This is a genomic window from Vagococcus sp. JNUCC 83 (assembly GCF_053667615.1).
In genome coordinates, this window is sequence record NZ_CM132204.1 from 1,039,806 (window position 1) to 1,054,332 (window position 14,527).

General features: G+C 35.0%; 13 protein-coding genes. 4 read left to right on the forward strand and 9 right to left on the reverse strand.

The genetic code is table 11. The features are described 5' to 3' along the window. Positions 1-33 precede the first annotated feature (33 nt). From rlmN to JNUCC83_RS04945, 4 genes are all read right to left on the reverse strand, one after another. The gene (rlmN, locus tag JNUCC83_RS04930; protein ID WP_454461330.1) at positions 34-1,101 is read right to left on the reverse strand and encodes a dual-specificity RNA methyltransferase RlmN; all 1,068 of its coding nucleotides are present in this window, start codon (positions 1,099-1,101) and stop codon (positions 34-36) included. 124 nt (positions 1,102-1,225) lie between these two features. Beyond that, a complete protein-coding gene (locus tag JNUCC83_RS04935) occupies positions 1,226-1,546 on the reverse strand; it encodes a hypothetical protein (protein ID WP_454461105.1) in 321 nt (106 codons plus the stop codon). 28 nt (positions 1,547-1,574) lie between these two features. Then, positions 1,575-2,765, reverse strand: coding sequence for a coenzyme F420-0:L-glutamate ligase (locus tag JNUCC83_RS04940; RefSeq protein ID WP_454461106.1), 1,191 nt, complete (start codon positions 2,763-2,765; stop codon positions 1,575-1,577). Positions 2,766-2,911: 146 nt separating this feature from the next. Next, entirely contained in the window at positions 2,912-4,234 is a 1,323-nt protein-coding gene (locus JNUCC83_RS04945) for a polysaccharide deacetylase family protein (RefSeq protein WP_454461107.1), read from the reverse strand. Between the two features lie 306 nt (positions 4,235-4,540). Here JNUCC83_RS04945 and JNUCC83_RS04950 point away from each other — a divergent pair, with 306 nt between their 5' ends. Beyond that, positions 4,541-5,935 carry a pyridoxal phosphate-dependent decarboxylase family protein gene (locus tag JNUCC83_RS04950; RefSeq protein WP_454461108.1) on the forward strand — a complete coding sequence of 465 codons (1,395 nt, stop codon included), beginning with the start codon at positions 4,541-4,543 and terminating at the stop codon, positions 5,933-5,935. A gap of 48 nt (positions 5,936-5,983) precedes the next feature. Here JNUCC83_RS04950 and JNUCC83_RS04955 read toward each other — a convergent pair whose 3' ends face one another. Genes JNUCC83_RS04955 through thrC form a run of 3 tightly spaced genes read right to left on the reverse strand, consistent with a single transcriptional unit; the run spans position 5,984 to position 8,778 of the window. Further along, positions 5,984-6,421, reverse strand: a complete 438-nt coding sequence (locus tag JNUCC83_RS04955) for an ACT domain-containing protein (protein ID WP_454461109.1) — start codon at positions 6,419-6,421, stop codon at positions 5,984-5,986. Then, complete coding sequence (gene thrB, locus JNUCC83_RS04960) at positions 6,403-7,287, reverse strand: homoserine kinase (RefSeq protein ID WP_454461110.1); 885 nt, start codon at positions 7,285-7,287, stop codon at positions 6,403-6,405. The genes JNUCC83_RS04955 and thrB overlap by 19 nt, the downstream gene beginning before the upstream one ends. 3 nt (positions 7,288-7,290) lie before the next feature. Continuing rightward, positions 7,291-8,778 carry a threonine synthase gene (gene thrC / locus JNUCC83_RS04965; protein ID WP_454461111.1) on the reverse strand — a complete coding sequence of 496 codons (1,488 nt, stop codon included), beginning with the start codon at positions 8,776-8,778 and terminating at the stop codon, positions 7,291-7,293. Positions 8,779-8,861: 83 nt separating this feature from the next. Between thrC and JNUCC83_RS04970 the strand changes: the two genes are divergently transcribed. Genes JNUCC83_RS04970 through JNUCC83_RS04980 form a run of 3 tightly spaced genes read left to right on the forward strand, consistent with a single transcriptional unit; the run spans position 8,862 to position 12,323 of the window. Beyond that, a complete protein-coding gene (locus tag JNUCC83_RS04970; protein WP_454461112.1) occupies positions 8,862-10,001 on the forward strand; it encodes a homoserine dehydrogenase in 1,140 nt (379 codons plus the stop codon). Further along, positions 9,994-11,316, forward strand: coding sequence for an aspartate kinase (locus tag JNUCC83_RS04975; protein ID WP_454461113.1), 1,323 nt, complete (start codon positions 9,994-9,996; stop codon positions 11,314-11,316). Before JNUCC83_RS04970 ends, JNUCC83_RS04975 begins: the two co-directional genes overlap by 8 nt. Next, a complete protein-coding gene (locus tag JNUCC83_RS04980) occupies positions 11,313-12,323 on the forward strand; it encodes an aspartate-semialdehyde dehydrogenase (protein WP_454461114.1) in 1,011 nt (336 codons plus the stop codon). The genes JNUCC83_RS04975 and JNUCC83_RS04980 overlap by 4 nt, the downstream gene beginning before the upstream one ends. Before the next feature lie 40 nt (positions 12,324-12,363). On the opposite strand, the gene JNUCC83_RS04985 is transcribed toward JNUCC83_RS04980, so the two are convergent. After that, positions 12,364-12,666, reverse strand: a complete 303-nt coding sequence (locus tag JNUCC83_RS04985; protein ID WP_454461115.1) for an ArsR/SmtB family transcription factor — start codon at positions 12,664-12,666, stop codon at positions 12,364-12,366. Between the two features lie 14 nt (positions 12,667-12,680). Next, entirely contained in the window at positions 12,681-14,399 is a 1,719-nt protein-coding gene (locus JNUCC83_RS04990; protein ID WP_454461116.1) for a phospho-sugar mutase, read from the reverse strand. Between the last annotated feature and the right edge of the window lie 128 nt (positions 14,400-14,527).

A 14,527-nucleotide genomic window follows, 5' to 3' on the forward strand; every position in this document is an offset into this window, starting at 1 on the left:
TGGAATAATACCCTATCAGCCTATTAAAATTTTTTATTTACTCTTCTCTTTTTTCATTTGTTTACTTCTTAACTGTCCACACGCTGCATCAATATCAGACCCAAACTCTTGTCTGACAACACAGTTGATGCCATTTTTTTTCAAAATATCATAAAAGGCTAGAGTATCATTTTTTGTGCTTCGCTGGTACAAGTCATGTTCTTCCACCGTGTTATAAGGAATCAAGTTGACATAAGTCAATTTTTTCTTATCTTTCAATAAATCAGCCAGTTGTTGTGCATGCTCTGGTGTGTCATTCACTCCTTGAAGCATGATGTACTCAAAAGTGATACGACGATTGGTTTCTTTTAAATAATAATCCACCGCATCCATCAAACGTTCTAATGGGTACGCTCGGTTAATTTGCATAATAGATGTCCGTGTATCATTGTTTGGGGCATGAAGTGAAATAGCTAGATTGACTTGTAACCCATTTGTCGCAAATTGTTTGATTTTTGGTACAAGACCACTTGTAGAAACGGTCATATGTCTTGCCCCAATTTGCAAGCCTTTTGGATCATTCATAATATGTAAGAAATCCATCACGTTATTATAATTGTCAAACGGCTCGCCAATCCCCATCACGACGATATGACTCACACGTTCACCGTTTCCTTGCTTATCTAAGTAATGTTGAACTTTCATAATTTGAGCGACAATTTCACCGGTCGTTAAATTACGTTGTTTTTTTAATAAACCACTTGCGCAAAACGTGCAGCCAATGTTACAACCAATTTGTGTCGTCACACAAACAGATAAACCATATGCTTGGCGCATTAAAACAGTCTCGATCATATGATGATCTGGCAATTCAAATAAATATTTTACCGTTCCATCTTGCCCTTCTTGGACAACGACTTCGTTCAGAGGGTCTAACACAAAGTTTTCATTTAATAATTCAATTGTTTGTTTAGAAAGATTACTCATCTCAGAAAAATCTGTCACACGTTTTTCATATAGCCATTGCCACACTTGGGCTGCTCTAAATTTCTTTTCACCATTTTTCACAAACCAATCAACAAGTTGAGGTTGCGTTGAATCATAGATAGATGGTTTCATTATTCATTCCTCTTTTCTACTTTGTACACTTAATCACTATATAGGATTTGTATCTACTTTGCAACGACAAACTCACTATCTGTGCATACAAAAAAGCAAAAGAACGAGCTGTTCTCTTGCTTTTTCTTTATTGATTTATGGCATGTACTGTTTGTTGATATAATTTTTCTAGCCTATCAGATAACTCGTGAGACCTGTCATTTGAGTAGACAATCGTTTCAACTGGCGTGGAGATAAAATCTAGCAACTTGACTGCTTGCCACGTATTTCCTTGCTTTTCAAACGTAATTTGTGGGTGAACACTCGTTGCGCCACACGCATCCGCTACTAAGAAAGCAAGTTCATAAGTCATCTCATCCAATTTTCTTAAACGATAATACCCATCATGAATAAATTGTTTCTCTTCGGATAAATGTTGTTTTAAGATGTCCAATTCTTCTTGTGTCATACGCACACATCCCCTTTATTAGCTGTGATTAGTTAGTAAAGTTATCAAAATACCCTTGAATAAAGACAATTGGTGTTCCTTTATCACCACTACCTGATGTTAAATCTGATAATGAACCGATTAAGTCTGTTAATTTTCTTGGTGTTGTTCCTTGTGCTTCCATTAATCCTGTTAAATCATCTGCTTTTGAATCAATGTGTTTTTTAATCGCTTCTTCAAGTTGAGCTCCACGTAAATCAGAGAAGTTGTTATCTGCAAGATATTTTAACTTCACTTCATTTGGTGTTCCTTCTAAGCCTGATGTGTAAGCAGGAGATACCACTGGATCAGCTAACTCCCAAATTTTTCCAACTGGATCTTTAAACGCGCCATCACCGTATACCATAACTTCAACTTGTTTACCTGTTAACTCTTTTAATTTACGTTGAACATTATCCACTGTTTCTTGCGAATTTCTTGGGAATAATTTTACGCCATCATCTGTTGATTTATTTGAACCAAGCAAACCATATTGCTCGTTAAAGCCACTTCCATCAACTGATTCAGATAAAACATCATCCAATGTGTACACTTTTTCCGCACCATTTTGTTCTAATATGCGTTTTGTACGGTAACGTGTGTGAATATCACATGTTAATATATTTTTTGTATAAGATAAAATCGTTTTAGGTTTTTGTGAGAAAATCACTTCACACTCAGCACCTTCAGCTGCGATTAATTCTTTATAATATTCAATATAGTCAACACCTGTAAAGGTATGTTTTTGATAACCAAATAACTCTCTAAATTCTGTTTCAGTTAACGTATCTGTCCAAGGATTCACGCCTTTTTCATCTAATGCATCAAGTGAAATCAAGTGATTTCCCACTTCGTCTGATGGATAACTTAACATTAAAACAATTTTTTTACTTCCTCTAGCAATCCCTCTCAAACAATTTGAAAAACGATTACGACTAAAGATTGGGAAGATAACACCAACTGTATCCTCGTTAAATTTTTGACGAATATCTTCTGCAATTTGATCAATAGATGCATAGTTTCCTTGTGCTCTAGCAACAATTGATTCTGTCACCGCAACAATATCTTTATCTTGGATTGAGAAGTTTCCTTCTTTAGATGCTTCAATCACACTATCAATTACGATAGTTTCCAAGTCGTCTCCTTCATTAATAATTGGACAACGTAATCCCCTTGATACAGTTCCAATAATTCTTGACATAGTATACTCTCCCTTATTGTACAACTCATTTTTTAAAATTTAGTTCCATAAGTACTATACAGTGTTTTGACCCACAAGTAAAATCTAGTCATAAAAAATCATAAAAAAAGATGATTAAATATGCCTTTAATCATCTTTTTAACAAGTTAATTTATTAGTTCATTTGCTAACACAAACGTATAATCTTGGCTCTTCAAAAATTTAATCACATTTTCTAAGCTGTCTGCTGATTCTTGATGGATATCATGCATCAACACAATGCTGTGAGGTTGCAATTCTTTTTTTACTTCCCCTAAAATGGCTGTTGGATTGTGTGTTTTCCAATCAAGTGTATCAATATTCCATAACGCAATTTTCATATCAGGTTCAATGCGTGTCACCCGCTCATTATATGAGCCATAAGGCGGACGTAGTAACGTTGGACGTTCACCTGTAATTTTTTCAATTTTTTGATTTGTGGACTCAATTTCTTGTTTGATACTAGCATCATCTAATTTTATTAAATCTTTATGATCATAAGTATGATTACCGATTTCGTTTCCAGCATCATGAATTTTTTTGACCATGTCAGGATAATTGTCAACCATCGACCCTAACATAAAAAAAGTCGCCTTAATATTGTATTTTTTTAAAATATCTAAAATTTGCTGTGAACTCGTATTATTAGGACCATCATCAAACGTTAAAGCCACTTTTTTATCATCATTTAAGATGGTTGGGTCATTTTTTAGTACTTCTTTTTCAAGTAAAGACAACTGAGTCTCGTATGTTTGTCTTAGTTTTTCATTTTTTAGATTTGTTACTTCTTTATTTAATTTTTTATAGACATCAGACGTTGGCACAGTTTTTACTTTTTTATCTTGTATATAATTTGATAACTCTTTATCAAGTAACACAAGCGATTTGTTTTGCTCTGTTATTTGTTTTACTCCCTCTTCTAACGACGCTCTTTGCTCATCTTTTGGTAAGCTTGCTACACTACTACTCAATTCATTTTCCATTGACTTCGTTAAGGATTGAGCAATTGATAAATTTTTAACCAAACTGTTTTTATTAAACGGTTTTTTACCAAAAATATCATTCATTTCTTGCGAGGTTTTTATTTTCTTTTGTATGGCGTTAACTGTAACCGAATCTTTCGTCAATTCATCCAACAGACTTTTTTTCTGATGTTTAACTTTTCCAGAAATATTAGAAATTCCCTCAACCGTTTTGATGCTTTTATCAACTTGCTCTTTTGCTTTCGTTGTTGTCGCTAATAATTCTTTATTGGTGACAAAGTTCTCCAAATTTTGTTGATTCAACTCTTGAATGGATTGATCAACCACCTTTTTTTCATTAATCACACCAGCAAGCGTTTGTATGGCTTGCTTATCTAAAGTCATTCGACGAACTAAAAATACAACTTCTACCACTAAAATAAGTAATAAAAAAATTAAAATCAATGGCTTTTTATTTTGTTTAATCAATTTTCAAATCTACACCTTTCTAAAATATAACAATTCTATTCTAACAGTAATCATTCAAAATGTTTTAAATTTTCAGGCTTTTTTCATTACAAAATAGGAGGGATTTCTTTATTTTATGACATTTAAATAACATAAACAAAATATTTGTTCATTTTTATTTTTTCCTAGATGAACGACGTTTACTTTTATATCACTCAATTAAAATAACATAAATAATCTTATTTTTATAACAAAAAACGGCACTTTTTTTCATAACTATGTTAGAATATTGTTGCATATGACAAGTACATAGTGGAGGGAAAAAATATGGAAATTCAAGATTATATGAAAGCTTTTATTGATTATTTTTACGAGAACAAAGAAGACATTCAACAAGATAAGCCTATTGAGTTGATAACTGAAAACAACATTGATGATATTAAATCCATGACTATCACTAAAGATGGTCGTGATTTAGCTAGTTTACTTAAAATGTTAGAAGAAACTGTCTATCCTTTTAGAAATGTTAGTGAACATAAGCGTAATTTTGCGTTTATTCCAGCTCCTGTGGTCGATATTTCAAAATTAGGAGATTTACTTGAATCATTTTATAACCCAAATGCTGCAGGATTTTACTCAAGTTCTGGGACCGCGATTATTGAAGAAGAACTTATTGCCTGGCTTTGTCAAAAAGCAGGATTTGATCCTAAAAAAGCCAGTGGAACTTTCTTATCTGGCGGTTCTATGGCTAACTTAAATGCTACGATTGCCGCAAGGGATAAATATTTAGATTTAGATAACATCACAAAAGGTGTCGTTTACATCTCTGATCAAGCTCATCATAGTGTTCATAAAGCACTACATGTTATCGGAATTCCTGACCAACGAATTCGACGTGTCACAACTGATGAACAGTTAAAAATTGTGCCATCTTCACTCCAACAAGCCATTCAAAATGATAAACAAGAGGGTCTTGTGCCGTTTATTGTCATCGCAACTGCTGGCACAACAAATGCTGGGGTCATTGATCCGCTACCTGAGTTAGCAACGATTTGTCAAGAAGAAGATGTGTGGTTACATGTGGATGGCGCGTTTGGGGCATCTGTTTTATTATCATCAAATCACGCCCACTTACTTGAAGGAATTGAACAAGCAGATAGTATCACGTGGGACGCTCACAAATGGTTGTTCCAAAGCTATTCTTGTGCCATGCTTTTAGTGAAAGATAAAACAGATTTACTTAGAAGTTTTAGTGAAACACCAGAATATTTAGAAGATGCTTCAGAAAACGAGCATATCAATACATGGGATTTAGGACTGGACTTGTCACGTCCTGCGCGTGGGGTAAAATTATGGCTATCCCTACAAGCTCTTGGGACAAAAAAATTAGGGAACACTATTGATTACGGCATTAAGTTAGCCGAATACACTGAAACTGTGGTAGAAAAAGCACCACGACTTGAAATAGTAACACCCGCTCAAACAGCCATTATCAACTTTAGATACTACCGAGATGATTTAGATGAAGATAGCTTAAACAAACTAAATACTCAACTTTCAAATAGGATTTCAAATGAAGGCTTCGCGCAAATTTTAACCACAAAACTACATGGCAAAACTGTGTTACGCATGTGTACCATCTCACCAGAAACGACTTTTGAAGATATCGATAAAACAATTGAACATATTTCTCACTGTATTGCTCAATTAGAAAATAACTAAACACAAAAAAAGCCAAAGAAGTATGTTGCTCTTTGGCTTTTCATTTTGTTACTCAATAGATAGTAACTGCAAATGGTTAACCCCTGTTAGTTTTTCCAACTCAACTAACAAATCATTCACCGACACAGATAATTCTTCGATATCAATCCCCATAACGACTGTTGCCGTATCTTGAATGGGAATATTTTGGTTGATGGTTAACACATTTCCACCAAGTTCTGACAAACGGTTTAAAACAGATGACAACAAGCCTTTCTTATCCGTTAAATTAAACGAAATGAGTGTTTTTCTAATTTGTGCGGTTTTATCGGCTACAAACACATGGTCTTTGTATTTATAAAAAGCACTTCGTGACAAGCCAACTTCATTAACGACCTCACTAACGTTTTTGTAATCTCCCGAATTAAGTAACTTTTTTGCCTCAATAACCTTTGAAAATACATCAGGTAATACCTCCTGATTAACAATTAGATAGTTCTGTGACATACTTCTGCTCCTTTATAATCTACCACTAAATCAAGAGCCTTCCAACGATGTTTTAATCCAGACAACGATTGATTGAGTGCTTCTATATCAACTGTTTTTTGAAAAATCCCCATCAACGTTGAGCCACTTCCTGAAATATAAAATCCTTTTGCTCCTGATTCTTTTGCAATATTCTCTACTATATCATACTCGTCAATCAATTTTTTACGATACGGCTGATGAATCCCATCAGCTAAAAAATCGTTCAAATGAGAAGCATTTCCTGTTTTTAATGCCTCCAACAAACACAATAACTTAGCTTGATTGCTAACCACAGTTTTTAAGGGATAACTTTCTGGTAAAACGCCTCTAGCAACAGAGGTTTCTAGTGTAAAATCGGGAATAAACGTGACAAAACGGTAGGAATTGTCAACTGGGTAATGCTGATAAAAAATACGTTCATCAAGTTGGTAAGATGCACTCAAACCACCAAGTAAGGCTGGCACCACATTATCTGGGTGACCTTCAATTTGTGTACAATATGTGACTAGTTCACTTTCACTTAAATTTAACTCGTGCAATTCGTTTGCCGCTAACACACCCGAAACAATACAAACAGCACTGCTTCCTAACCCTCTAGCAAACGGAACTTCACTATCAATCACCAAATTAATTGGTGTCACTTCACGCTGCAAATCCTCTAATACATGTTTGTATGATTGAAAAATTAAGTTTTCTTCTGTCTGAAATTCTTTTGGACAGCCTGTAATAGTCAATGTATCTGATAACGTCACATCACAGTAACCATAGAAAGTGACTGCTAACCCTAAAGTATCAAACCCAACACCGACATTGGCAGATGTTGCTGGAACTTTAATGCGAACCATTGATTACTCACCTACCTGTTTAATAATAATATCCTTCATCTGATCAATATCAATCACTTGATTATGTAAAATCGGAGCATCTTTCAAGTCTTTTAATTGTTTTGGCGCATACACGTTTGTTTTGTCTTCTAACTCATCAATAAGTTTAAACTCATCTTGTGAGCTATCAATAGAAAGTTCTGGTATGTCTTTGCTCACTTCTTGCACAAATTTGTACGGAGAAGCTGTTGATAAAATCACCGTTTTTTCGTTCTTTTCTGGATTATTATCCAATACATAAGAAGCCACAGCTGTATGTGGATCAAGTAAGTACCCTTTTTCTCGATAAACCTTATCGATCTGTTTAGCGACTTCTTCATCAGTGGCAAATCCTGTACCAAACGTCTCTTGAATAGTGCCCAATAACTCATCAGAAATCTTAAATTTCCCTGTTGTCTTTAGTTGATTCATCAAGTCAGATACATAGTCAGCATCTCCACCACTTAAATGGAACAACATTCTTTCCAAGTTAGATGAAATCAAAATATCCATACTTGGCGAGCTAGTTTTTTTAAATTCACGATTTGTGTCATACTCCCCTGTTTGTAAGAAATCATACAACACATTATTTTCGTTTGAGGCACAAATCAATTTGTTGATTGGCAGACCCATTTGTTGCGCGTAATATCCAGCCAAAATATTACCAAAATTCCCTGTTGGCACGATATAGTCGATTTTTTCACCTAATGTGATGTCTCCCGTGTTAACTAATTCTGCATATGAGGCAAAATAGTAAACCACTTGAGGGATTAACCGACCTATATTAACAGAGTTCGCACTTGAAAACTCGATATGATGCTCTTTTAGTAATGACACCAATTCTTTATCATGGAATAAGCGTTTCACATTACTTTGTGCGTCATCAAAATTTCCGTTGATCGACACAATAGCCACATTATCTCCATCTTGTGTTTGCATTTGTTTTTCTTGAATGGTTGATACCCCATTATTCGGATAATAAACAATAATGTCAACCAATGGATCGTTTTTAAATCCTTCTAAGGCTGCTTTTCCCGTATCGCCACTAGTTGCTGTTAGAATCAAATGTTTATTGGTATTATGTTGTGTTTTTGCAGATAAATTAACTAGTTTTGGTAAAAGCGATAAAGCCACATCCTTAAATGAACAAGTTGGTCCATGGAATAATTCTAAAACATAATCCTCACCAACTTTTTTAAGTGGGGTAATTTTTTCATCACTAAATGTATCAGTATAAGCTTCTTTGACACATTCAATGATATCATTTTCTGAAAACTCATTGAAAAATTGGGTAATCACTAACGTCGCAATTTCCTGATAATTTTTATCAAGAACAGTCGCCACATCCAAATTGACATCATCTAAGTTAGGCAAGACAAACAATCCTCCATCAGGACTTAACCCTGCTAAAATCGATTGGCTAGCGGAATAATTAATTGTTTTATTTCGTGTACTTTGATATTTTTTTTCCATCATAACACTCCTTGTCTTTCATTTTAGTCTATGATACAATGTTCACCATATAAAAACAAGTGTATTTTACAGGAGGACTTATTATGAAAATTGCAATCCTTGGTTTTGGAACTGTTGGTTCAGGTGTTTATGAAATTTTACAGCAAAAAAATTTAGCAAAAAAATTTAGCGTAGAAAAAATATGGTCACGTCCGAGTGACACGATTGAGATTCCAAACTTCTGTTCTAATATCGAAGACATTATAAACGATAAAGACATTGAGTTAGTGGTTGAGGTACTTGGTGGCATCGATGTTCCTTTTGAGTTAATCTCTCGTATGTTAAAAAGTAAAAAGCATGTCGTAACAGCCAATAAAGCAGTCATTGCTAAACATTATGATGAACTAACTCAACTAGCAAAAGAAAATGGTGTTTCTTTAAACTTTGAAGCAAGTGTTGGTGGAGGAATTCCTTGGATAAAAAATGTTGAATTGGCTTCAAGAATCGACACCATCTCAAAATGCTATGGTATTTTAAATGGCACATCTAATTTTATTTTGGATACAATGTTAAAAGAAGACGAAGATTTTGACGATGTATTAAAAGAAGCGCAAGAGTTAGGTTATGCTGAAGCTGATCCAAGTGCTGATATTGATGGCTTTGATGTGTTAAATAAACTGATTATCTCAGCTAGAAAAGCCTTTGATAAAAAATTAACACCAGACGACTTCTTTATTCACTCTATGAAACAAATAACAAAAGATGATATCCATTACTTTAAAGACAAAGGTCATATTGTTAAGTATATTGGTGAAATCACTCATGAGGAAGGTGTTATTACTCTTCATGCTGTCCCTGAAACGTGTATTGAGGCGACTATTCCAAGTAATAACAATATCGCAAGTCTTGAAGGGCAAACAATCGGTACCTTAAAATTTTATGGCCAAGGTGCAGGAAAACTACCGACTGCAAATGCGGTGGTCCAAGATATTATTGATATTTCTAAAAATATTTCCTATATAGATACTGACAAAGAAGAAAACAATGCTATAATTGAAAACAAAACAAATCGTTATACATTCATTATTCGAACAAACGAGTCAGTTGATTCTCAGCTAATAAAAGAAGCAGACGGTGACTATCTCATCACCCACCCCATCACGTTAGCTGACATTAGACAACAAACTCAATTAAACGATTCTCTTATTGTTAGAGTGATTACCCAGGAGGACTGGCATGATTAAAGTAACAAAATTCGGTGGGAGTAGTGTGGCAAATGCTACTCAATTTAAAAAAGTAAAAGACATTATTGACAGCGACCCGACCCGTACAGTTGTGGTGACAAGTGCGAGTGGAAAAGAACAATCCGATGACCATAAAATGACTGATTTACTCTATTTATGTTATGAGCACAAACGTTACGGGATGCCGTTTGATGATTTATTTCAGATGATTCGAGATAAATTAACTCGAATTGAAAATGAACTCGGACTCACATCAACTATTTCAGAAGATTTAGATTATTTATATCAAAAATTATCCGATTCCATTGATATTGATTATCTTGTCAGTCGAGGTGAATACCTAACAGCTAAATTATTAAGCAATTATCTCGGGTTTAAATTTATCGATGCCAAAGACATTATTATCTTTAAGCCTAACGGACAAATCGATGAAAAGCGTTCTTGTATGGCCATCCAATCTCTTATTAAACAATCAGATCGTATTGTTGTCCCAGGATTTTATGGTGCCTATCCAGACAAGTCAATTCATCTGATGTCTCGTGGAGGAAGTGATATAACTGGGAGCTTTCTAGCAAATGTCTTGGATGCTGAACGATATGAAAACTGGACGGACGTATCAGGTATTTTAAAAGCTGATCCACGAATCGTTAAAAATCCAAAACAGATTGAAACCATTACATACGAAGAACTACGAGAATTAGCGTATATGGGGGCAAATGTTATCCATGAGGAAGCAGTAAACCCTGTCCGACAAAAAAATATTCCAATTCACATCTTAAATACAAATGACCCGGCAAATAAAGGAACGGTCATTGCAGCCAAAGATAACTCAGAAAAACGTCAAGCCATCACTGGGATTGCCGGAAAAAAAGATTTTTCAATTATTACAGTGGTCAAATCACATATGTCAAATGACTTTGGAACAATTCGAAAGGCGTTAGAGTGCATGGAAAAGTACCGCATCATTGTCGAGCATATCCCAACTGGTGTTGATTCTTTTTCGTTGGTTGTTGAAACAGCAAAATTAAAACCATTTTACTATGAAGTCATGTCCGACTTAAAGGTTAGTACGCAAGCCGATAAAGTAACAGTTATACACGATATTGCGCTGATTGCGATTGTTTCTCGGTTTATGAAAAACAAAACTGGCATGAGTGGTCGCTTATTTAGCGCACTTGGTGAACAGCAAATTAATATTTCACTTATTTCTCAAACAAGTGATGAGTTAACGATTATTATTGGCGTGAAAAATGACGATTACAACACTACAATTCGCACTATTTATTATGAATTTGAAGGAGACGATAGCTTATGAGTAAGTTAACTGTAGCAATTCTTGGAGCCACTGGAGAAGTTGGAAAAGAGATGTTAAATGCTCTGATAGAATACAATATTCCAGTGAAGGAACTAAAATTATTTGCTTCAAAACGAAGCGCCGGACAAAAAATGGCGTTTGGGGACAAAGAGTTAGTCATTGAAACACTAACAACAGACTGTTTTGAAGGAATTGACGTTGTCTTATGTGCATTGGATGATGATATCGCACGTATATATTTACCTGAAGCCAAAAAACAAGGGTGTCTGATTATTGATAACTCTAGTATCTACCGATTAGATGATGATGTGCCTTTAGTCGTTCCAGAGGTTAACCCAGAAGATATCTTCAACCATCAAGGAATTATAGCTAACCCTAACTGTTCGACTATTATTGCCCTTGTTGCGATTGCTAAATTACATAGAGAAGCAACCATTAACTCAATGATTGTGTCAACTTACCAAGCCGTATCAGGTGCTGGCAAGCAAGGGATCGAAGAATTAGAAACTCAAGTGGTTGACGTAGTAAATGGAAAAAGTGTGACACCACATATCTTCCCCTATCAAATTGCTTACAATTTGATTCCACAAATTGGTGGATTCAACGATGAAGGACATTCTAGTGAGGAAATGAAATTACAAAATGAAGGACGCAAAATTCTTCACCATCCAACACTTGATGTCACATGTACCTGTGTTCGTGTCCCTGTCATTCGCTCACACTCAGAAGCGATTACGTTGTTTTTGGAAAATGATGTTAGTGTGGAAGAAGCCCGTCAAATTATCAGTGAAACAAAAGGCGTAAAATTAGTCGACAACCTAGATCAACAAGAATACCCTATGCCTCTTGATACATCTAACCAAGATTTAGTCTATGTTGGACGTATCCGTAAAAGTAAAGTTGGCAATCAATCGGTTTTAACCTTATGGTGTTGTGGAGACCAAGTCAGAAAAGGAGCAGCCACAAATGCCGTACAAATTTTAGAGTATTATATTCATAACAAGTAATGAAAAATCCCCAGACTGTTTTGTCTGAGGATTTTTTTTGCTATTCATGATTGATGTGATTCATATGGTCAAATGTTTGGGATAAAATACTTTTAACGTGTTTGTCATCCAAACAATAAACAACGCTTTTCCCTTCTTTACGTGATTTCACCAAATGATTGTCTCGTAACAACTTCAGCTGATGAGACACGGCTGATTGTTCCATATTAAGAAATTCTGTAATACTACTCACATTCATTTCTTTTTCGGACAAAGCCACCAAAATTTTCAAGCGGGTTGGATCGCCTATCGTTTTAAAGAAACGACTTGTTTGTTCAATCGTTTGAGAACTTAACTCTTTCAACTAGACATCCCCCTTTAAGCACTGTATTTTTCTAATTCTTGAGTAAATGTTTCAATTTTTTGTGCGACAGCCTCTTTCGTTTCAGCCACTGCCCCCATATAAAATTTAATTTTTGGCTCTGTTCCTGAAGGTCTAATAGCAATCCAACTGCCATCTTCTAAAAAGAATTTTAAAACATTAGCCTTTGGAAGTTCAAGTAATTCTTCTTGTCCATTTGCTAAAAATCGTTTTCCTACAGAGTAATCTTCAGTATATCTAACAGATACCCCACCAAATAATGTTGGAAGGTTTTCTCGTACACTTTGCATGATATTAGCTATTTCTTGTAGGCCTTCCATTCCTGATTTGGTTACTGATATCGTTTTTTCTTCAAAATACCCGTATTCTTTATACAACTCTAATAACCCATCATATAAGGTTTGGTCTTTTTCCATATAGTAAGTCGCTACTTCTGCCAACATGACTAAGGCTTGAATGGCATCTTTATCACGTACAAATGGTTTCACTAAGTAACCATAACTTTCTTCAAAACCAAATAAAAATTCAGCCGAATGATTTGCTTGAACTTCTTTGATTTGTTCAGCGATAAATTTAAAACCAGTTAAAACATCTTTCATCTCAACATTATATGATTCACAAATTTTTGTTGGCAACTCACTTGAAACAATGGATTTTAAAACCAAGCCATTTTGTGGTAATTCATTTAAGTCGTTCTTTTTAGTTAAAATATAGTGAACCATCAAACTAGCTAATTGGTTGCCTGTCAATACTCGGTATTCACCATTAGGAAGTTTCACCGCTGCACCTAATCTGTCAGCATCAGGGTCTGTCGCTACAAGCAAATCAGCCGACAAGTTTTCTCCTAAACGAATCGCATATTCAAATGCCGATAATTCTTCTGGATTTGGTGATTTAACTGTAGAAAAGTTTGGATCGGCAATCGCTTGTTCTTCTACAAGGGAGACATTAGTAAAACCAATCTGAGACAACGCTCTTTCACCTAACATCTTGCCAGTCCCGTGTAGTGGTGTAAATACCATGTTAAGCTTCGCGCCACTTCTGTTAATTAACTCTTGATCGATTGTGACAGATAACATGTTTTCTAGATAAATTGTATCAATATCTTCGCCAACAATCGTGATAAAATCGTCTGCTTTCTCTTCTGAAATGATATCAATCATCAATGGATTGGCAACACTTCTAACAAATTCTGTGACTTTATCAGCATCTTGTGGTGGCATTTGAGCTCCATCTGCCCCGTAAACTTTAAAACCATTGTAATTTGCAGGATTATGACTAGCTGTAATCATAATACCAGCCACACAATTAAAATGTCTCACTGCAAACGACAATTCAGGAGTCGGACGTAAACTTTCAAAGACATAGGATACAATGCCATGATTAGCCAACGTTTTCGCCGACTCCATTGCAAATTCAGGTGATTGATGTCTTGAATCATAGGCAATCGCCACTCCACGTTTTTTAGCTTCCTCACCCAATGTATTTATAAATAATGCTAACCCATTTGCCGCTTGTCGAACCGTATAGATATTCATGCGATTAATTCCCGCACCTAAAATGCCTCTCATACCAGCTGTTCCAAACTCTAATGGTGCATAAAACGCATCTTGTAATTCGTTTTCATTTTTTTCTATCTCAGATAAATTTTGTTTTAATGTTGGCTCTAACTCTTCAAAGTTGTGCCATGTGGTATATGTTTCTTTCCAACCCATTTTGTCACCTCATCTTAATTTGTCTCACTCATTATATCATTACATTACCCATTTTACTAAAAAATTAAATGACCATACATAAATTTTTACTATAAAGTTTTTTGATAAAAAAACAGACAACACAATGT